Below are 21037 nucleotides of genomic sequence, written 5' to 3'. Positions count from 1 at the left end.
CAATTACTGAGTTTGAAACTGCCATAAAAAGTTATATAAAATCTCATCAATTTTTTCACGGTTTGACTTCATATCGAATATGTAGGTTATTAGGAATGGGTTGTAAGACCCGAACAAATGATTTCACCAAATATTAAGTAATAGCGTTCTAATTAGAAAAACCCTTAATTGAGGATTTATTCTTAAAGGGTGCTATTTTATTACTGAGCCAAGATAAATTTAGAGAATAGTTTGAAAAATGGATCTCATGTGTGAATTTACTAATAAAAATTATGGTTAATGTCTTTAATATTGGTAAATATAAATATTTTTTATTTATTATATGTGAGTTTTATAGATCACAAGTTAAAAATGAATTTGAGAGTTAAATAATGACTGAGATACGCCCCCATTTATCACACCCCAAATATCGGCCAGATATTGATGGATTAAGAGCTATTGCTGTACTGGCAGTAGTAATATTCCATGCTTTCCCATCTGCATTAAGAGGAGGGTTTATTGGGGTTGATATTTTTTTGTAATATCAGGTTTTTTGATTTCAACAATTATTTATGAAAATCTAAAAAATGAGACATTTAGTTTTTTAGATTTTTATTCTAGACGAATTAGACGTATTTTCCCTGCATTATTGCTTGTTATAACAGCAACATTTATATTCGGTTTTTTCCTCTTATCACCTGATGAGTTTAGTTCTTTAGGTAAGTTAGTCGCGGCAGGAATAGGCTTTGTTGCTAATTTAGTTCTATGGAGTGAAGCTGGATATTTCGATGCGGCTACAGAAACAAAGCCATTACTTCACTTATGGAGTCTTGGTATTGAAGAGCAATTCTATATTATTTGGCCATTATTGTTAATTTTTGCTTGGAAGCGAAATTACGTTGTCGATGTCTTTAATTTGAGACTGTAGATTCCATATTAATAAATTATTTATGAATAGCGAAATAAACAAAATCCCGTTGCTAGCGGGATAATGCATTATTAGAACTATAGAGCATTAATACTTAATTGTTATTTCGGTTGAGTAGGTTTATCCGTTGTTGGCGGTACACCTGTAGGTTTTTGCTCAGGTTTCGAATCTGGAGTGCTAGCCGTTTGAGCAGTGCTAGCTTTAGTGATAGAAGTTGCTTTTTTTGAAAAATCATTAAAATCTGACATTTTCTATTTCCTTTCTCATACTCGTAAGTGGAATATCTAATGTAAGCTTTTAAAGCATTAACACTGTGGTTGCTGTACGGGTCAAGTGTGGAGATATGTAGAATAATAAGATTTATATCTCATTTATATTTCAATGAGTTTTTGTATTAATTGTATAAAGTGTTGATTAATCTTTTGTTGTAAATAATAAGTAAGGTTGGTCTCATGTTGTTACATTACATGCTGTATACATTATGTGAATAGTAGCATTTACATTTTTATTAAGTGTTCATCAAAGTCTCACTTTTTCATTCTAATTTTAAAAATGTATAGATTGTACAAAATAAATTCAAATTTTTATCGATGGATAACTTAGACATAAATTGATCTTTGAAAATTGAACAAACATATTTTATATGGGCATTATTTACTTTGAATAAAATGTCACAATTGTTAAAATACTTTTTCAATATTTTAACGTTTTGCATTTGTTTTGCATTTATTTTGCGAGGTAAAAATAAAGTTGTTAAAATACAATTGCTTATATAAGGTTTTTTCTAATGCTCGATATTTATTTGACAGATGTTCAAAAACAGGTTCAATTTAAGGATTATCCGGGTGAGCATCCAGTTAAATTTATTTTAAGTCTAAAAAAGATTTTCCCAAGCGTGATGGAACTTCTACTTCCTGTTTTGCCTGAAAATGAAAATTTAGATGAAATGACTTGGGAGTCGACCACTGCCGATTTTGAGAAATTTCAATTGCTACTTAGTGGTTGGGGTATTATCGAATTACGTCTAAATGCAATTTCTCAATATAAAGACAAATCTTTTGCAGATACTTTAGTGAAAAAAGCTCAGCAAAAAGTAAAAGAATATAAAAAGTCGCAAACAAAACTATTTTCTGTAGATTTTGACTATTTATTTATGCATGAAGTGAATGCACTTATTGATGCAGAACTTGTTGAATTAGGTGAAAAATTCTATTTACCAACGCTTCGCGATCTTTGGAAAAACAAAGTTTCAGAAAATGTATTAAACGCAAAATTCTAAAATTAAGTATTTGTTTTATAGAATTGAAAAATCCTCCAATAAGGAGGATTTTTTATATGAAAATTCTAGCTTTTAAACTTAAGATTTAGCCTGTTTTCTATATATGCTAGGACGGATAGGTCTAGCTTTTTTCCATAAGCCTTTCTTTTGCTTTTTTGCCTGATTTTGTAAAGCCATCCAATGCTGACGTTTATTGGCATTTTTAATATATTCTTCATATACCCAAGCGGCACCACGTTTAACCAACTCTTCATTTACATTGCGTGTTCTACGATAAACAATACCAACACAGCGACCATAGCGGTCTACATCGGTAATATTGATACGAACAAATCTACGATAGACTAATTTTTTCACCAATCTTTGGCTTTCATCACCATATTCTTGATTCGATTCAGGCGCATCAATATAAGCAAAGCGGATTTTAGTTTGTGAGCGTCTTAAATTGAGTCGATAGCAGGTGAGAGTATCTCCATCACTTACAGCAGTTACACGGCACCAATACGTTTTTCCTTTCTTAAAAGGTCTAAAAAAATTACTCAGAAATGAATGAATTTTCCTTAAAATAAATATCAATAAAATACCAAGGGAAATGCCAATCGCAAGAAGCCACTCTACAGATAAACTTGAAAGCATAAACGCAAGAATCCGACTTATTTATGTGAATAAGTACGGTCATAAAGAAAAGGAATTGAAGTTTAATTGAAATTAAAAAATATAAAGTTTGATAATTAAGCAAATGATTTAATTGAAATTTAATGAATTATTTTTTGATCAAGGCAAGCAGATTTTGTTCATTGGTTTATTATTTTTGTTTAAAAAAGCATCAATATATTTAAACTAAAATTCAAATATATTGATGCTGTGCAATTTAGATTTGTTTTTCCATCCAAATTTCGCAGGCATGGCTATGACCAGTATTGCCTTTAGGTGCAGTTAAATGTTTAAAGCCTAATTTTTCATAGAGTTTTACAGCTTGCCAAAGTTCTTTAGTCGTTTCTAAATAGCAAGATTTGAAACCTTGTTTTTCTGTAAATTCAAAAGCATTTTCCAATATTTTTTTAGCATAGCCCAAACCGCGAATTTCAGCTAAAAAATACATTTTTTGGATTTCTAAAGTAGTGCTATCACCTTGAAGTGGAGAAATTCCACCGCCACCTAAAATTTGACCTTGTTCATTTTCAACTACCCAATATTGCGCATTTTCTTGTGAATATACGGTATATAAGTCATCTAAAATTGGGTCTGCAACGGCAAAACCTGCTTCAGGTGCTAAGCCAAATTCTTTAGAAACTTCACGAATAATTTGAGCAAGTTGTGCGTTGTCTTGAATTTGAATAGTGCGTAGAGAGTACATAAGAAATGGACTTAAATGTGTGTAGATAGGGGACGTTTATATCATTTTATAATATAAAAATCCCACATAAATAAATGAATTTACAACTTAAATAAGAAAAGCTATTTGGCTGATATTAAATATATTTAGCAACCATTGCCCGTACATTGGTTTTTGCTTCAATTACAGTCATAAAGGTATATGCGCCAATAAATTTACGGCTAATAAACATAAATTCTTTAGGTGGAACGCTGAAATAACGTGAAGCCATCGATTTAGATGCACGTTGCATTACACGACTATGTAGCATGCTTTTTTTCCAGTCGTAACGGTAATTTTCATCCATTACACCTTCTGGTAAGTTGTCATTATTTTCAGGGCTACTAAATGCTTCAGTTGCCAATAAAAACACTTTTGCCATGTCTGGTTTAATGCTTTGCGGAATTGAATCGAAAAATTCATAGCCAGTCATTGCATTCACCATCGCTAAAGGATCGTGATCATAACCAGCTTGAATTAGATTTTTCGCAACCGAAAGTAAATGTATGTCGAATTGACGGATTGCGCCAAAATCTAGAAGAATGATTTTATCTTCAATATCTGCGCCATTACCTAAGCGAACAAGGTAATTACCAAAGTTCGGATCGGTTTGCATTTCGCCCCATTCAAAAATTTCACGAACAGCAATTTCAAGTGATGCTTCACCTAATTTATTGCGACGTTCCTGAGGCAATGAAAGCATAACAGGGCTATTAATAGGTACGCCACGCTCAAAAGTCATGCATAAGACTTCATTCGTGCAAAGCTCATCAATAATTTCAGGCACAACATAGCGTGAATCGTCTTTTAAACGTTCGCCAAATCTGCGTGTGGTTTCAGCTTCAATTTTATAATTTACTTCACGATGCATCATTTCACGAACTTCTTCGAACCATTGGTCGAATTCACGTGTTTGCGGCACAATTCGTGTGAGTTTTAGCATATTTTTAAATAGATTCATGTCTGAATCTATGGCATCTGCAACCCCAGGATATTGAACTTTAAGTACAAGTTCTAAACCATCAGCATTGCGAATTGCACGATGAACTTGGGCAAGAGAAGCTGTACCAATTGGCTCAGGATCAATCGTAAGATCATTTAGTTTTGAACCAAGTTGCGCTTGAAGTTGTGCCTGAATTGCAGGCCAAGCAAGTGCTACAGTTTGATTATTGAGAGTATTGAGTGCTTGAGTAACTTCTTCTGGTAAAAAATGTTCACCATATAAAGCCATCATTTGTCCAATTTTAACAATTGAACCTTTTAATTTACCTATTTCTGCAACAAGGTAATCTGCTTGTTCTTTGGTTGCTTTTTTACGTTTCTTTTCTTTTTCTTCTTCACTTGAAAAAATAGATGTCGCATTTGACGCAGCCCAACGTGTACCCGCCAATAAAGATGCTTTAGCAATGGATAAGCGTCGATCCATAGAGGAGGTTTTTAAGTTTTTGAGCTTATCGTGCTGATCCGACATTTAAATAAAACCTTTAATAAGCAAATTGCAGTTTGGTTAGATTGTACTAAATTTTACAAAGACTTCACGTATTAAAAAAGTTTAAGTGCTTAAAAAGCATAGTTTGTTTTAGATTTGAACATTTAATAGCCTAAGTGTGCCAAACATTTCTTTTACATTCGATATTTCATTTTAATTTCGGCTTTATTTTGTAGCTCGACTTTATGTGTTTCAATAAACTCATGAATCATACTTTTAACACTATTGTTCATAAAACCAAGGGCATAGCCTTTAACAATAATAATGCTCGGTAAATTAAAAAATAGGTATTTAGCATCATCTAAAGAAGGTTCAGCATAAATATTTTGTTCGCTTAAAGTAATTTGTAAAAACTCTTTTTCAATTAATACATCAGGATTTTGGGTATCATTCCAGTAGTTTGTACGTATTGCCATTAAGTTATTATGTTTGTAGCTCATAAAATTAAATACCGATTAAGACAATTATATATATAGGGTTTATTGTTGAAGAATCAATGTTAATTTTGAAAGCCTGCTGAAAAAATGGTATATACAGTGGCAATTAAGTTTTTAATAATAAATTGAAAGTTCAAATTTAAATTTGGGGAAATTTATATGAAGTTTTTTAAGGGTATGTTGTTTGTTGCATGCAGTTTATTTGCTGTAAATTCCTATTCAATGGGGTTTTCTAAGAAATATGTTAAATGCATGAAATCATCAAACAATCAAATTAAGATAATTAATTTTTGCCAATCTAAAGAACTGAAAGCTCAAAATAAAAGAGTGAAAAAATTCTTTAAAAAGAATATAGCACTTTCAAATGAACAAGAAAAAAGTAACTTAAATATCATTCAAATAAACTGGGAAAAGCAACGTGATGTATCGTGTGGCTTAATCAATAAAAAACCAAAGCAACTTAATTCAGCAAATATTGGATGTTCATTACGATTCACAAGTTCACGTGCAGATATGCTTGAAGTACAAGTAAAGAATAAAACATTAAGTAGATAATTGTGGAAATTAAACAATCAAAATATTAAAAATTGTTTAAAACAAGGTATTATAAGGCGCTTAAGACATATGACTTTGGAGACGCCTTAAAGTGGATCGCCCGACTATTAGCCCTGAACATATTCAGGAAGCCGCTGAAAACCTAAGCACAATTCGTGATTTTATTCGCTTTGGTGTAACAGCATTACGTCAATACGATGCGCACTTAGGGCAAGGTACAGAAGATTATGTTGCTGAAAGTGCAGCATTGGTATTACAAACATTATCTTTAGACTGGAACGCAAATCCAGAAATTCTAGATTCGAAATTATTACCAAGTGAAAAAGCAGAAGTTTTGAGTTTATTTGAACGCCGTATTAACGAGCGTATGCCAACATCATATTTATTAAACTTGGCATATTTTGATGGTAAACCTTTTTATGTAGACGAGCGTGTACTTATTCCACGTTCACCAATTGCAGAGCTTATTCAAAACCGTTTTGCACCATACTGTTTAGATGAAAATCACGAAGCACGTGAAGGCGTGAATAATCTTCCTGAAAATCCAAATCCTAAAATGCCACGTCGTATTTTAGATATGTGTACAGGTTCAGGTTGTATCGCAATTGCCTTGGCTTATGCATTCCCAGAAGCTGAAGTAGATGCAACAGATCTTTCTAAAGATGCTTTAGAAGTGGCGCAAATTAACTGTGAACATCACAATCAACAGTTTAATGTTGCATTGCTTGAGTCTGATTTATTTGAAAAAATTCCTGCTGAAAATCAATATGATTTAATCGTGTCGAATCCTCCATATGTGGATGCAGAAGATATGGCAGATTTACCAGACGAATTCCATCACGAACCTGAAATGGCACTTGCCGCAGGTCAGGATGGTTTAGATTTGGTACGTAAAATGTTAGCGCAAGCAGCAGATTACTTAACTGAAGATGGTTTAATTGTGATTGAAGTGGGTAACTCTGAATGGGCAATGAAGCAAAACTTTAACACAGTAGATTTCTACTGGTTACAGTTCCAAAAAGGCGGTTCGGGCATATTTGCATTAACAGCAGCGCAATGCCGTGAGTACCGTGAATTATTTATTCAATCTATCAATTCATAAGGAGTCGTAAACATGGCAGGTAATAGTATTGGACAACTGTTTCGTGTAACGACTTGTGGTGAATCTCATGGCGCTGGTCTTATGGCTATTGTCGATGGCGTTCCACCAGGAATTGAACTGTCTGAAGCAGATTTGCAAAAAGATTTAGATCGCCGTAAACCAGGTACATCTAAATTTGCAACTCAGCGTAAAGAGCCAGATGAAGTAGAAATTATTTCAGGTGTATTTGAAGGTAAAACCACAGGTACATCAATTGGTTTACTTATTCGCAATACAGACCAAAAATCGAAAGATTATGGCAACATTGCACAAACTTTCCGCCCAGGTCATGCAGATTATACGTACACACAAAAGTACGGTTTCCGTGATTACCGTGGTGGTGGTCGCTCGAGTGCGCGTGAAACTGCAATGCGTGTTGCAGCAGGTGCAATTGCCAAGAAATTTTTGTTCGAAAAATTCGGTATTGAAATCCGTGGTCATGTCACTCAAATTGGTACAGAAAAAGCTGAAAAATTAGATTGGAATGAAGTTCCAAATAATCCATTTTTCTGTGGCGATGCGGATGCAGTTCCACGTTTTGAAGCACTTGTAACGTCATTGCGTGAGCAAGGTACAAGCTGTGGTGCAAAACTAGAGATTATTGCAACTCAAGTCCCTGTGGGTTGGGGTGAGCCTGTATTCGATCGTTTAGATGCAGATATTGCACATGCCATGATGTCAATTAACGCTGTAAAAGGTGTTGAAATTGGCGATGGTTTTGGTGTGGCAGAACAATTCGGTCATGAAACACGTGATGAATTAACTACAGATGGTTTCTTGGCAAATCATGCCGGTGGTATTTTAGGTGGTATTTCAAGTGGGCAAGACATTCGTGTTGCGATTGCTTTGAAACCAACAGCATCTATTACGACACCAGGTAAAACAATTACTATTGAACGTGAAAATGCCGATGTGTTGACTAAAGGTCGTCATGATCCTTGCGTAGGTGTTCGTGCAACGCCAATTGCAGAAGCAATGCTTGCAATTGTGTTGATGGATCACTTTATGCGTCATCGTGCACAAAATGCCGATGTGGTTGCACCATTTGAACCGATTTAAATTGTTTTAAATTAAAACCAGACTTTATGTCTGGTTTTTTATTGGGGATATTTGTGAATATTCATGAACGTTCAAATCAACTTATTGATGCTATTTATGATGAGTTGAATGATAGAGTACTACTTGACGCTGGTGTTAGAACCAAACTTGCTTATCATTGTTGTGAAATATCCATTAAACATGGAATAGCGGTAAGAGTTTTAATAGAACAAGAGTTATATGCATCTGCTTTAGGTATTTTTCGAATGCAATTCGAATCAGTTTTACGTTCGTATTGGATTCTCTTGGTAGCATCAAATGACGAAATATTAAAACTTGATTGCGGAACTATGGATGAATGGCTAGAAAATCATAAAGTTCCTATGATTTCTAAAACATTAGATGAGTTATCTCACGTTAAGGAAATTGAAGGGCTTGTTAAGCAGTTTCGAGAATTTCAAATTTATTCAGTTAATCATTTAAATTCAGTAGTGCATACGGGTAAATATTCATTTATGCATGATCAAATAGGATTAGGCAATAAATTAGAAAAACAGATTATTTGCCAATCCAATAATTTAATTTCAATGATTGCTCAGTTACTGTTTAGACATGCAGGAATTGAAACTAAAATTCATGAAATTGGAAAGCGTTTTTCAGATTGCCTACAAGTTGATGATAAGCAAATAAATAATAATTAAAAGAATAAAAAGAGCGCATATCGCGCTCTTTTTATAGATAAGGATTGGTTTAGGTTAAGAACCAAGTGTAGTAGCCCCACAGCATTAGAGGCCATGAAAGGAAAGGGCTAAAAATCCATTTCCAGAACCAAAATCTTGGTGTAAAACCAACACCGTGAACAAATCCACCAGAAATACCAATCATAATAAACATCATGGCACGATGGCTATATTCACCGTTTGCATCCAACATAGCTGCAGGATGAAGTAATAAGACGGCTGCAAGTGGGAAAGCCAAAAGGCAAGAAATGATCATTGCAAACTTATTAGGTTTTGGATCTACATTTTGATTTTCCATTACAACATCGCTCATGACTTATTCCTCGTCTAAATCGTGATTGTGTTCAATGTAAAGGGCACTTAACACACCAGCGAAACATGCCATCAATACACCGAGAATCCAAGCAAAATACCACATAATTTATTCTCCTAAGCATAGACCTTAGTAAAGGCTATGCGTATTGTCCTGAACATGTTTGTTAGTAATAACGCCCCACATTTTGTAGTAGCACCAAGTTGTGTAAATCAGAATCAATGGTACGAAAATACATGCTGCAACAGTCATTACTATAAGTGTATTTTTACTTGAAACTGCATCCCACATGGTTAAGCTTACTGTTGGGTTAAGGCTTGATGGCATTAAGAATGGGAACAATGCAAAACCAGCAGTTAAAATTGCACCAATAACAGCAAGACTTGTACCTAAGAAGCTTAAACCAGCTTTTGCTTTACCAGCAGCAGGAATCACAATTAATGCGCCTAAAATAGCAAGTACAGGAGCAATGATTGTAATTGGATAGGTGCTGTAGTTATTCATCCAACCTGGGTTGGCATTTGTAAGTACTTCTTTTGCAAGTGGGTTAGCAACGCCATTTGTATCGAAAGGTTGAACAAGCGTGTAACCTTGGATATTACCGAAGTATAACCATGCGCCAGCGCCTAAGAAACAAACTAGGAATACAATACCCATAATTTGAGTTGCTTTAGCAGAACGAGCACGTAAGTCACCATCTGTACGAAGCATTAACCAAGCACCACCATGAGCGCAAAGCATTGATAAGCTTACAATACCACACACAAGTGCAAATGGATTAAGTAAAGCAAAGAAGCTACCAGTGTATGTAGAACGTACAGTTTCATCTAATGTGAAGGGTACGCCTAAGAACATATTACCAAAAGCAACACCAAATACTAATGCTGGAACTGCACCGCCTACAGCTAAACCCCAATCCCAAGACGTACGCCATTGAGTGTTTTCAAGTTTAGATCGGTAGTCGAAACCTACAGGCCGTAAGAACAGGGCAAAGAGTACGAGTAACAGCGCCCAGTACATACCAGAGAATGCTGTTGCATAAACCATTGGCCATGCAGCAAATAATGCACCACCTGCGGTAATGAACCAAACTTGGTTACCATCCCAGTGTGGGGCAATCGTATTGATTGCCGCACGACGTTCGTCATCTGTTTTACCTACGAATGGCATAATTGCCATTGAGCCCATATCGAAACCATCTGTTAATGCGAAACCAATAAGTAAAACACCTACAAGTACCCACCAGATTATTTTGAGTAGTTCATATTCGATCATGCTTGAGACTCCTCATTTGCCTTTTGTGCAGCTTCAAGTTTTTCAAAATGGTATTTACCAGTGTGAAGAGAACTTGGACCTAGGCGAGAGAATTTAATCATTAAGTACATTTCAATGATAAGTAATACTGTGTAGAACGATGCTAATGCGATGATTGAACCCCATACATCACCAGTGCTCAATGAAGACGCAGATAAGTGTGTAGGAAGTACTTCACCAATTGTCCAAGGTTGACGACCAACTTCTGCAACGTACCAACCAGTTTGCGCAGCAATCCATGGAAGTGGTAGAGAGAATAGGGCGAACTTTAATAACCAAGGTTTGTTTTCAGCATTGCGTTTTGCAACAGCAAATGTAGCGAAAGCAAACAATACAAGCATTAAGAAGCCTGAAGCTACCATTGCACGGAATGACCAGAATAAGCTTGGTACATGTGGAATAGTGTCTTTAGCAGCAGCTTTAATTTGCTCTTCAGATGCATCTACAACATTTGGCGTGTATTTCTTAAGAAGTAAACCGTAGCCTAAATCTTTTTGAGAGTCTGCAAATGCTGCTTTAAGTGTTTCAGATTCATCACCAGCACGTAATTGCTCAAGTTGAGAGTAAGCAATCATACCGTTACGAATACGAATTTCGTGTTGAGCGATAAGATCTTTAATACCCATTACTTCAGTATCAGTAGAACGTGTTGCAATTAGCCCCATAACATATGGAATTTTAACTGCGTAATCTGTTGTTTGAGTTTCCTGATTTGGGAAACCAAATAGCGTAAATGCAGCAGGTGCAGGGTGTGTATCCCATTCTGCTTCAATTGCAGCAAGTTTAGTTTTTTGTACATCACCAATTTCGTAACCTGATTCATCACCAAGTAAAATAACTGAAAGTGTAGATGCTAAACCGAAGATTGCAGCAATAGCGAAAGAACGACGAGCAAATGGTAAGTCACGTTTTTTCAATAAGTAGTAACTAGAAATAGCTAGTACAAAAATTGCACCTGTTACATAACCTGCAGATACAGTATGTACAAACTTGACCTGAGCAACGGGGTTAAAGATTAAGGCACCGAAGTCCACTAACTCCATACGCATGGTTTCATAGTTGAATGCTGAGCCGACTGGGTTTTGCATCCAACCATTGGCAACCAAAATCCATAAAGCAGACATGTTTGAGCCGAAAGCGACTAACCAAGTTACTGCTAAATGTTGCACTTTAGACAGGCGATCCCATCCAAAGAAGAACAAGCCAATAAATGTAGATTCCAAGAAGAAAGCCATTAAGCCTTCAATAGCCAATGGAGCACCGAAAATATCACCTACATAATGTGAGTAATATGCCCAGTTAGTACCGAACTGGAACTCCATTGTTAAACCAGTAGTTACCCCAAGCGCGAAGTTAATACCGAATAATTTGCCCCAGAATTTGGTCATGTCCTTATAAATTTCTTTACCAGAAATCACATAGGTGGTTTCCATAATGGCAAGAATAAATGCAAGACCTAAAGTCAGCGGTACAAAAATAAAGTGATACATCGCAGTCATTGCAAACTGGAACCGCGATAAATCGACCACGCTTTCAGTAATCATCAACGTGTCTCCTTAGTTTGGGATGTGCTGCCAGCAATACGCTCGGCAACTTGATTGTCAAAATTTTTGGGAATAGTTGGGGCGTCAAACCAAATATTTTTTATGACGAGTAAAATAGCAACCTTAATAATTAAAATGATCGCTATTTCTCGGGTGACTCTTTTATTCAGATTCTTAGGGACTAAGCTCATATTACTAAGTCTTAAAAATAAACAATATTTATATTATTAAACATTTGTTATATAAAATAAATAGACCGATCAGTATAAATATAAATATTTTAATTAATTTAGTTAAAACAATAGCTTATGATTCGAATGTTTTTTTATTAAACTAGATTATTTTATTAAATAAATCCGACTAAAACACTTATATATAATAATAAATAAACCAACCAATATGGTATATTATTATAATTAAAATGATTTTCATTTATTTTAAATGTGTTTTTATTGGCAAAATAAACCAAGTGTTTTAGTTGGTTATATTTTAGTAGACTTAAAATAATTTGATTTTTTTTGTTAAGTGAAAATGTAGTTTTTTTATGGAAGATGTACGTAGTTACACGCTATGGAGGAATAGTGTGGACGTTAGTATGGGGTAAATTTGGAGAATTTTAGCTGTGCTTTTTGCCCAATAAGAGCGATGTGCTAAATGAATAGATCTGTTGATTTAGCAATTTTCTTGGCAATGTAGTGAGATTTCTTTTTTCGAACAATAATGATTTGAGTTTGAAATTCGAGTTCGCCAAATTCAGGCTCTACTTGTATGTAATGAAGTCGCCCAAACTGATCTCTTATACGTGCTTGAGCAGAAAAACCTGGTCGTGCATGACCGCTTGAAATTGTTGCTAAACGACCAATAAGGCTGATATTTTGTTTGGCTGTTTTAGGTTTAATGACTTGGTCTAAGCAATGAATCATAAAAACGGTAAAGAAAACAGCAATGATTAGTGCAGGAATAATAATGTAATATGAAGCAACAAAAGCGTGTTGTTTTGCAAAAATTGCAAATTGGATGAAATAGCCTGCAACACTAAAGTTAAGCAGTAAAAATATAAAAATGAGTAGTTTTGAAAACTTTACATTGACGAGGGGGGATTCAGTCAGTTGTTTTGGGAAAATTTGGGAAAATACATTACTTGGCTTTAGATTAATGTAATAACCAACAGTTTCCGCCATGCTTAGAATTATTAAAATCAATAAACTTAAATGGAAAGGAAGTAAGTTTACATCTGTTAAAAAATTATACATGGCGAAAACCTTTAAAATTATTCTTCGGTTAAGTAAATTCCACCATCAGAATGTACTGTTATATCTACTTTTTCAAGTGATTGTCCTTGGCATGGGCCAGAAATACATTCACCTGTTTCTACAAGAAATAAAGCGCCATGTGTAGAACATTCAATATATTCTTGTTCACGGTCTAAAAACTGATTTTCAAGATATTCAAGTTCAACTTGTAAATGTGGGCACAAGTTTTGATAAGCATAAAATGCACCATCACGTTGTGTCACAAAAATATTATCTCCATCGGATGTTTCAAATGAACGTGCTTCACGTTCTGGAACATCTTCCATCATGCAAATTCTATTCATTTAAACAGCTTCCTGATTAAAAGTATTAAGAAGTTCGGTATATTGGTGAACAGCAAGGCGTGGACCAAATTGTGCAACCACTTGGCTTGAAATTAGAACAGCAATTTCAGCAGCAGCTTTTTCGTTTAAGCCTGCATTTAAAGCATAAAGGAATGAGCCAGCAAATGCATCACCAGCACCATTAGTATCTACGGCAACAACTTCACGACCTGCAACTGTAAATGTGCTTTGGCTATTTGAAATTAAAGCGCCTTTTGAACTTAATGTAATGACAACAGACTGACTAAGTAATTTTAATTTAGCTAAAGCTGCATCAATATTGTCTGTTTCTGTATACATTAAAGCTTCTTGTTCATTACAGAATAACAAATCTACACCATTGTCTAGTAGCTCGTTTAAGCCTTGACGTGCATATTGAACCATTGCTGGATCTGATAATGTTAACGCAATTTTTACACCATTTGCTTTTGCAATTTCACGTGCTTGTTTTACCGCTAAACGTGCAGTATCACTTGTAGATAAATAACCTTCAATATATAACCATTTTGCTGTATTTAATGGTGTAAAGTCGATTTGTTCATCTGTAAGTTCAGCAGTAATACCTAAGTATGTATGCATTGTACGTTCAGAGTCTTCGCTCACTAATACCATGCAAGTACCTGTAACACCTTCACTAATAGACTTAGTAGATGTTGTGATACCTGCATCGTTTAAGCCATTTAAGTAAATTGAACCGAGTTCATCATTACCTACACGGCAAGCATAAAAAGCTGAACCACCTAATGCGCTGAAAGCAACAGTCGTATTTGCAGCAGAACCACCCGAAGCTTGACCTTTATAGCTTTGAGTTTTGAGTAAGTTGTTGTATAAATTTGCTTGTGTTTCACCATCGGTTAGTTGCATGGTGCCTTTTTGCAAGTTTTGTTGAATAAGGAAGTCATCAGAGACTTTAAATTCTTGGTCAATTAATGCGTTACCAATTGCAAAAAGATCAACAGTTGCCATGTTTTTAATCACGTAAATATTTAAAATGGTGAGTTTACACCAATGCTCAAGATAGCAATAGATTCATGAATAAAATTCAACATTTAATGGAAGTATTGGTCTAATTATTCATAGGATGGTTTTTGGAAATAATATGAAGATAGAAATTCAAGAAGTGAAAGAATTACCAGAAGCAATTTCAAAGCTTGCGCAACAAGCCAATAAAGAGGGGTTTGAGTTTGTTACGCGCATGATTGAAGAATTTGAAAGTGGTAAAAACAGGTTTGATAAACCGAATGAGTTTTTATTAATGGCTTATGATAATGGTCAGTTGATTGCATGTGGCGGCTTAAATTTGCAATGGAATGAACAAGATATTGAAACACGTATTGGGCGTGTGCGTCGTTTTTATGTTTTGCCTAAATATCGAAAGCATGGCGTAGGTAAACAGCTACTTCAATATTTAGAGAAAAAAGCAATTGCGAATTTTTCGGCACTTTGTTTAAACACAGAGATAAAATCTGCTGCTAATTTTTATCAAAAAATGAACTATGTTTTTGTAGAAAATCATCCAAATTATAACTATTTCAAATATTTAATTTAGTTGTATAAAACAGCATTGCGGGTGAAGTACTCGTAATGCTGTTTTCATTTTTATCTTATTAAAAAAATCATTCATTCAATAAATGTATTCATTTCATCTCTCTAAAAAATCAAATTTCAAATACACAGTAAAAAACTAGGAATACAGAGATTGTGACATTTTAAAGGCATTTTTAAGGTATAATCGCCACACTTAAAAAAGCATTAAATTTGGAGATCACATGACTGTAGATGTCACTGAAACTATTACTCAAACTGTTCATCCAGCGTTTCAGTTGGTACGTCAACACCATGTTGAAGCCTTAGACATATTAGTATGCGAATATAAACATAAAGTGACAGGTGCAGTGCATTATCACTTAGCAACAAATCATGATGAAAACGTGTTTCTCGTTGCTTTTCGCACACAACCTATGGATTCAAAAGGCGAAGCGCATATTCTTGAACATACTGCACTTTGCGGTTCTGAAAAATTCCCTGTACGTGACCCATTCTTTTTAATGATTCGTCGTTCATTAAATACCTTTATGAATGCGTTTACATCGGCAGACTGGACAGCGTATCCATTTGCAACGCAAAACAAAAAAGACTTTCAAAACCTACTTTCAGTTTATTTAGATGCAACTTTTGCAGCAAATTTAAATCCTTTAGATTTTGCGCAAGAAGGTATTCGTATTGAGCTAGAAAATGGTGAGCCTGTATATAAAGGCGTAGTATTTAATGAAATGAAAGGTGCAATGAGTTCACCTTCAGATCAGTTGTACCATCAATTGGCACATCATTTATTCCCTGAAACAACGTATCACTACAATTCAGGTGGTGATCCTAAAGATATTCCTGACTTAACTTACGATGAGTTAGTAGGTTTCTATAAGTCACATTACCATCCAAGTAATGCAGTGTTTATGACTTTTGGTAATGAGCCTGCACACAAGCTTCAAGAGCAATTTGAAACTTTGGCTTTGTCTAAATTCGATAAAGGTGAAACGCTTCATTCTAAGCCTGAAACACGTTTAGCAGCGCCAATTGCAGTAACAGAAACCTATGCTGTAGATGCTGAAGACTTAAAAGACAAGACTTATCACATTATTTCTTGGTTATTGCCACAGGCAAGCGACATTAAAATTCGTTTAGGCATGCGTCTTGTCGAAGGTATTTTACTTGAAGATTCTGCATCACCATTGCGTCATTACTTAGAAACTTGTGGATACGCACAATCTACAGGCCCAATTATGGGCGTAGATGATTCTAACTATGAAATGACATTCTATTGTGGCGTACAAGGTTCAAATCCTGAACATGCTGAAGAATTCAAAAATGGCGTATTTAAAGTTCTAGAAGATGTTGCATCTAAACCTGTAGATTCACAAATGGTTGATGCGATTTTGCATCAAATTGAATTGCATCAACGTGAAATTAATGGCGATGGTATGCCGTATGGTTTAAGCCTAATTTTAAATGGCTTAAGCAGCGCAATTCATCATTCAGACCCTGTAGATGTTTGGGATGTAGATACAGCAATTGCCAATGTAAAAGAAGAGTTAAAAGACCCAATGTGGTTGTCTAACTTAATTAAAGAACATTTAATTGATAATCCACATCGTGTGCAAATGACTTTAGTGCCTGATGCAACAAAATCTGCAAAAGAAGCCGAAGAAGAAAAAGCACGTTTAGTTGAAATTGGTGCAAAACTAACAGAAGCAGATAAAGCTGAAATTATTGCACAAACTGAGGCTTTAAAAATTCGTCAAGATACACCAGATGATTTGAACTTATTGCCTAAAGTTGGCTTAGAAGATGTGCCTGCACAAATGCATATTGTTCAAGGTCAATTACGTGAAATTATTTCGAATCGTTTAGATACACCGTTGAATTTATATCATGCTGGTACAAATGGTATTTATTACAACCAAGTGCTTATTCAAATTCCAGATGAAATTATAAAATCTCCATACTTCAACTTAATGTCTATTTTAATGGGCGAAGTTGGTGCAGGTGAATACGGTTATTTAGAACTACAACAATTGCAAACTGCGGTAAGCGGTGGCATTGGTATGGGTGCATCTTTACGTTCTAAAGTGGACGATAAAGGTAAAATTACAGCTTGGTTGACGCTAACAACGAAATCTTTAGTGAATAACTTAGAAGCAATTCGCTTATTGAAAGTTGCTTTTGAACAATTACGTTTCGATGAAAAAGATCGCATTCTTGAGCTTTTACAGCAACGTAAAACACGTTGGTCTTCACGCTTATCTGGTTCGGGTCATAGCTATGCAATGCAAATTGCAGGGCGTAACCACAGTGCTTTAGCGCTACGTGATTACAATACAACAGGTTTAGGCGCATTAAATTGGTTGGGCGAATTAGTAAGCAAAATCGAAAATGATGAAGCTGCTTATAATCACCTTATTCAAGAATTAAAAGTGATTCATAACCGTTTATTGAAAGCACCAAAACAATTCTTATTGGTTTGTGAAGAACATCAATCTGATCGTTTAATTGAAGAAATCCAAAATGTTTGGGATAAGTTAGCCATTGATCAAATTGATGCTGAACTTACTCAAGTGAATTTTGAAAATAGCGAGAATGATGAAGCATGGTTGATTCAAGCGAATGTTCAATTCTGTTCATCTGCTTATGCTGCGGTAGAAGTGTCACATCCTGATGCTGCGCCATTGATGGTGCTTGCTGCGTATTTACGTAATGGTTTCTTACATAGTGCTATTCGTGAAAAAGGCGGTGCTTATGGTGGTGGTGCAAGCTATGACGGTAATGCATGTTCATTCCGCTTCTATAGCTACCGTGACCCACGTTTAGCTGAAACATTCCAAGACTTTGAAGCAAGTGTAGATTGGTTGTTTAATGCAGAACAACAACCGCATCAGCTTGAAGAAGCGATTTTGGGCTTAATTGCAAGCATGGATAAACCAGGTTCTCCTGCGGGTGAAGCAATTACAGCATGTTATTCATTATTACATGCGCGTACACCTGCATTTAGAGCGCAATTGCGTGAGCGTTTATTGGCTGTGAATTTAGATGACTTAAAACGTGTTGCAGATGTATATTTACGTCAGCAAAAGCCTTCTAAGTCAGTTGTTGCGCCAATTGCAAAACGTGAATTATTGCAAGAACTTGGTTTTGAAATTAAGCAAGTTAATTAAGCCAATAAAATTATAAGAGGAGCTTTAAATGCCATTTCAAAATAAGCCAGTTGTATTGGGTTTAAGTACAGTTTTACTTGGATCTGCTTCTATGATGCAACTTCATGCAGCAGGTGAAATTTCGCCTGCAAGTGCAGATGCATGTGTGGCATTACAATCGAATGCAGATCGACTCGCTTGTTATGATGCGCTATTTAAAGTTCCAACTACAGATGTTCAGCCATTGGTTTCAGAGCGTGAAGCAGCACTTTCACTAAGTTCTGAAACAGATAGCTTCGCAGATAAAATTAAGAACAATGTTGTTGCTGTAGAAGCGGCAACATTTACTCCAAATACATCTTTGTTAGATAGCCGTTGGGAGCTTTCACCTGAAAGTAAACTTGGTACATGGCAAGTTCGCGCATATCAGCCTGTATATGTTCTTCCCGCATTTTGGACATCTAAGAAGCATGAACAGCCTACAAGCGGTAATCCACAAAATGTAATTAGTCCCGATGAAGCTATGCCTTTAGATTCAACGGAAATGAAATATCAACTTTCATTAAAAACCAAAGCATTTGAAAGTATTTTTGGCAATAACGGTGATTTATGGGTGGGTTATACGCAATCATCTCGTTGGCAAATGTATAACAGCGATGAATCTCGTCCATTTCGTGAAACCAATTACGAACCTGAAGCGAGTTTAATGTTCCGTACAAATTACGAAATGTTTGGTTTAAATGGTCGTTTATTGGGATTAACTTTTAACCATCAATCGAATGGTCGTTCAGATCCTTGGTCACGTAGTTGGAATCGTGTCATTGTGAATGTTGGTTTTGAACGAGAAAACTTTGCAATGATTGTTCGCCCTTGGTTCAGAATTTCTGAAAATGCCGAGGATGACAATAATCCAGATATTGAAAATTATATTGGTCGTGGTGATTTAACCGCATTTTATCGTTATAAAGATCAAGATTTTAGTTTGATGCTACGTCATAGCTTAAAAGGCGGTGATGATTCACGTGGTGCGGCTCAGTTCGATTGGAACTTCCCAATTAGCGGGCGTTTGCGTGGTAAATTTCAATTGTTTCATGGTTATGGTGAAAGCTTAATCGACTATAACCACAAAGCAACTTATGTTGGTTTAGGTGTGTCTTTACTCGATTGGTATTAATTAAAAATTTAGATGTAAAAAAGCCACTTTAAATAAGTGGCTTTTTAATGATTTAATTAGCGGAAATTAACCAATTTGAATATCTGTTTGAGGATGTTTAATGCGACTTTTCTTAGGTGTTGCAATTAAATATGCCAAGGTTAAAGGACCTAACCTGCCTGCAAACATGAGCAACATTAAAATAAATAAACTAGCAGGCTGCAATTCACCTGTAATCCCTCGTGATAAACCTACCGTACAAGCAGCAGAAACAGCTTCAAAAAGTAAGTCTAAAAAATGATGATTAGGTTCTAAGAGTAATAAGCTAAATAGTCCCATAAAAATTAAAATTGCCGTAATTGAAACCACAGCGAGTGCTTTAAATGATGTTGCTTTTGCTACAGAGTGATTAAAAATACGAAGTTCTTCAGAGCGCCTTAAAAAGGTAATTACACTTAACACAACAATAATAAAGGTTCCAACTTTAATACCACCCGCGGTACTTAAAGAACCACCACCAATGAACATTAAAATCATGGTAACAAGGGTGGAAGCATCACTCATATGACTCAGTTCTAAACTGTTAAAGCCTGAAGAGCGGGGAACTGTGGCATGGAACCAAGCATTTAGAGCCTGATCGCCCATACTCATTGGTGCTAAAGTTAATGGATTATTTGCTTCAATTGCCCATAAAAGAATAAATGCAACTAAGTTCAAACCTGCAATAGTTGAAATAATGAGTTTGCTATTTGCAGACAATTTTTTCCAACGTTTGGCACGTTTAATATCCATGAGTACTACAAAGCCAATACCGCCAATAATGTACAACATACTAATGGTAAAGGTAATAAAGTACTTGTCGTGGAAGCTCATTAAGCTATTGGGAAATAAAGAGAATCCACCATTATTAAAAGCGGAAACACTATAAAATGCGGCGTAGAAAAAAGCTTTAGCAAAGTCGTAATCTTCCATCCATGCGATGGTTAAAATAACCGTGCCAATGGCTTCAAAAAATAATGAATAAAGCAGTACACCTTTAATGGTAAATGACACTTTAGATAAACTGGTTTGCCCAATAGTGTCTTGCGCCATAACTTGTTGTTTTAAGCCAATTTTTGGAGACAAACTTAACGCTGCCAATATGGCAAAGGTCATAAAACCTAAACCGCCACATTGAATAAGCATCATAATAATCACTTTTCCAAAAACGGTATAAGTTTCACCTACATTTACTACAGAAAGTCCTGTAATGGTGACTGCCGAAGTTGCGGTAAATAAGGCATTAAACCAAGATAAATCGCCGTGATTTGCAAAAGGAAGCTTTAATAGAAAAGTTCCCAAAATAATAAAGCTTAGAAATCCTAGTGCCAATAAACTTGGTGGGCTTAAATTAACTGTATTATTTTGTTTATTACGAAATTGCTTCAT

Annotated in this window: 24 protein-coding genes; 10 read left to right on the top strand and 14 right to left on the bottom strand. The window is 35.3% G+C overall.

Annotated elements, in window-relative coordinates; genetic code table 11:
- Positions 1–371 precede the first annotated feature (371 nt).
- Both SKM54_RS04940 and SKM54_RS04935 read left to right on the top strand, forming a co-directional pair.
- The gene (locus tag SKM54_RS04940; protein ID WP_321094498.1) at positions 372–521 is read left to right on the top strand and encodes a hypothetical protein; all 150 of its coding nucleotides are present in this window, start codon (positions 372–374) and stop codon (positions 519–521) included.
- An 11-nt stretch (positions 522–532) separates the two neighbouring features.
- Complete coding sequence (locus tag SKM54_RS04935) at positions 533–907, top strand: acyltransferase (RefSeq protein WP_321094496.1); 375 nt, start codon at positions 533–535, stop codon at positions 905–907.
- A gap of 101 nt (positions 908–1008) precedes the next feature.
- Here the strand turns inward: SKM54_RS04935 and SKM54_RS04930 are convergent, their stop codons facing one another.
- Positions 1009–1155 (bottom strand): hypothetical protein, encoded by a 147-nt coding sequence (locus SKM54_RS04930; protein ID WP_321087371.1) that lies wholly within the window; start codon positions 1153–1155, stop codon positions 1009–1011.
- A gap of 539 nt (positions 1156–1694) precedes the next feature.
- Here SKM54_RS04930 and SKM54_RS04925 point away from each other — a divergent pair.
- A complete protein-coding gene (locus tag SKM54_RS04925) occupies positions 1695–2186 on the top strand; it encodes a hypothetical protein (protein ID WP_321090409.1) in 492 nt (163 codons plus the stop codon).
- Between the two features lie 78 nt (positions 2187–2264).
- On the opposite strand, the gene SKM54_RS04920 is transcribed toward SKM54_RS04925, so the two are convergent.
- The 4 genes from SKM54_RS04920 to SKM54_RS04905 form a co-directional block, all read right to left on the bottom strand.
- Entirely contained in the window at positions 2265–2822 is a 558-nt protein-coding gene (locus tag SKM54_RS04920; protein ID WP_321094494.1) for a thermonuclease family protein, read from the bottom strand.
- A gap of 235 nt (positions 2823–3057) precedes the next feature.
- Positions 3058–3543: a GNAT family N-acetyltransferase gene (locus SKM54_RS04915; protein ID WP_321094492.1), complete on the bottom strand. Its 486-nt coding sequence runs from the start codon at positions 3541–3543 to the stop codon at positions 3058–3060.
- A 115-nt stretch (positions 3544–3658) separates the two neighbouring features.
- Positions 3659–5032 (bottom strand): ABC1 kinase family protein, encoded by a 1374-nt coding sequence (locus SKM54_RS04910; RefSeq protein ID WP_321094490.1) that lies wholly within the window; start codon positions 5030–5032, stop codon positions 3659–3661.
- Positions 5033–5184: 152 nt separating this feature from the next.
- Positions 5185–5490, bottom strand: coding sequence for a hypothetical protein (locus tag SKM54_RS04905; protein WP_154771616.1), 306 nt, complete (start codon positions 5488–5490; stop codon positions 5185–5187).
- A gap of 156 nt (positions 5491–5646) precedes the next feature.
- On the opposite strand from SKM54_RS04905, the gene SKM54_RS04900 reads away from it, so the two are divergent.
- From SKM54_RS04900 to SKM54_RS04885, 4 genes are all read left to right on the top strand, one after another.
- Positions 5647–6042: a lysozyme inhibitor LprI family protein gene (locus SKM54_RS04900; protein WP_321087359.1), complete on the top strand. Its 396-nt coding sequence runs from the start codon at positions 5647–5649 to the stop codon at positions 6040–6042.
- Between the two features lie 91 nt (positions 6043–6133).
- A complete protein-coding gene (gene prmB, locus SKM54_RS04895; protein ID WP_321087356.1) occupies positions 6134–7144 on the top strand; it encodes a 50S ribosomal protein L3 N(5)-glutamine methyltransferase in 1011 nt (336 codons plus the stop codon).
- 12 nt (positions 7145–7156) lie between these two features.
- Positions 7157–8242 (top strand): chorismate synthase, encoded by a 1086-nt coding sequence (aroC, locus tag SKM54_RS04890; protein ID WP_321087354.1) that lies wholly within the window; start codon positions 7157–7159, stop codon positions 8240–8242.
- Between the two features lie 53 nt (positions 8243–8295).
- Complete coding sequence (locus SKM54_RS04885) at positions 8296–8922, top strand: DUF6988 family protein (RefSeq protein WP_321087352.1); 627 nt, start codon at positions 8296–8298, stop codon at positions 8920–8922.
- Between the two features lie 49 nt (positions 8923–8971).
- Here the strand turns inward: SKM54_RS04885 and SKM54_RS04880 are convergent, their stop codons facing one another.
- The 8 genes from SKM54_RS04880 to SKM54_RS04845 all read right to left on the bottom strand — a co-directional run bounded on the left by SKM54_RS04880 (position 8972) and on the right by SKM54_RS04845 (position 14734).
- Positions 8972–9274 carry a cyd operon YbgE family protein gene (locus tag SKM54_RS04880; protein WP_321087350.1) on the bottom strand — a complete coding sequence of 101 codons (303 nt, stop codon included), beginning with the start codon at positions 9272–9274 and terminating at the stop codon, positions 8972–8974.
- 3 nt (positions 9275–9277) lie between these two features.
- Entirely contained in the window at positions 9278–9379 is a 102-nt protein-coding gene (gene cydX, locus SKM54_RS04875; protein WP_154771620.1) for a cytochrome bd-I oxidase subunit CydX, read from the bottom strand.
- Between the two features lie 24 nt (positions 9380–9403).
- On the bottom strand, positions 9404–10549 hold the full coding sequence (cydB, locus tag SKM54_RS04870; RefSeq protein WP_321087348.1) for a cytochrome d ubiquinol oxidase subunit II: 1146 nt from the start codon (positions 10547–10549) through the stop codon (positions 9404–9406).
- Positions 10546–12132, bottom strand: coding sequence for a cytochrome ubiquinol oxidase subunit I (locus SKM54_RS04865; protein ID WP_321087346.1), 1587 nt, complete (start codon positions 12130–12132; stop codon positions 10546–10548). Before SKM54_RS04865 ends, cydB begins: the two co-directional genes overlap by 4 nt.
- A complete protein-coding gene (cydP, locus tag SKM54_RS04860; protein WP_154771623.1) occupies positions 12132–12323 on the bottom strand; it encodes a cytochrome oxidase putative small subunit CydP in 192 nt (63 codons plus the stop codon). The genes SKM54_RS04865 and cydP overlap by 1 nt, the downstream gene beginning before the upstream one ends.
- Before the next feature lie 459 nt (positions 12324–12782).
- Positions 12783–13385: an OB-fold-containig protein gene (locus SKM54_RS04855; RefSeq protein ID WP_154771624.1), complete on the bottom strand. Its 603-nt coding sequence runs from the start codon at positions 13383–13385 to the stop codon at positions 12783–12785.
- A 17-nt stretch (positions 13386–13402) separates the two neighbouring features.
- The gene (locus SKM54_RS04850) at positions 13403–13714 is read right to left on the bottom strand and encodes a Rieske (2Fe-2S) protein (protein ID WP_171501162.1); all 312 of its coding nucleotides are present in this window, start codon (positions 13712–13714) and stop codon (positions 13403–13405) included.
- Positions 13715–13729: 15 nt separating this feature from the next.
- A complete protein-coding gene (locus SKM54_RS04845) occupies positions 13730–14734 on the bottom strand; it encodes an adenosine kinase (RefSeq protein WP_321087344.1) in 1005 nt (334 codons plus the stop codon).
- Between the two features lie 133 nt (positions 14735–14867).
- Here SKM54_RS04845 and SKM54_RS04840 point away from each other — a divergent pair, with 133 nt between their 5' ends.
- From SKM54_RS04840 to SKM54_RS04830, 3 genes are all read left to right on the top strand, one after another.
- Positions 14868–15317 (top strand): GNAT family N-acetyltransferase, encoded by a 450-nt coding sequence (locus SKM54_RS04840; RefSeq protein WP_321089712.1) that lies wholly within the window; start codon positions 14868–14870, stop codon positions 15315–15317.
- 220 nt (positions 15318–15537) lie between these two features.
- Positions 15538–18477, top strand: a complete 2940-nt coding sequence (locus SKM54_RS04835; RefSeq protein ID WP_321094488.1) for an insulinase family protein — start codon at positions 15538–15540, stop codon at positions 18475–18477.
- Positions 18478–18568: 91 nt separating this feature from the next.
- Complete coding sequence (locus SKM54_RS04830) at positions 18569–19630, top strand: phospholipase A (RefSeq protein WP_407061295.1); 1062 nt, start codon at positions 18569–18571, stop codon at positions 19628–19630.
- A gap of 66 nt (positions 19631–19696) precedes the next feature.
- Here SKM54_RS04830 and SKM54_RS04825 read toward each other — a convergent pair whose 3' ends face one another.
- Positions 19697–21037, bottom strand: coding sequence for a TrkH family potassium uptake protein (locus SKM54_RS04825; protein WP_321087338.1), 1341 nt, complete (start codon positions 21035–21037; stop codon positions 19697–19699).

Source organism: Acinetobacter faecalis, assembly GCF_034187745.1.
Lineage (GTDB): Bacteria > Pseudomonadota > Gammaproteobacteria > Pseudomonadales > Moraxellaceae > Acinetobacter > Acinetobacter faecalis.
The sequence above is the reverse complement of the archived record's forward strand: the minus strand, read 5'-3'. Positions and strand labels throughout refer to the sequence as shown.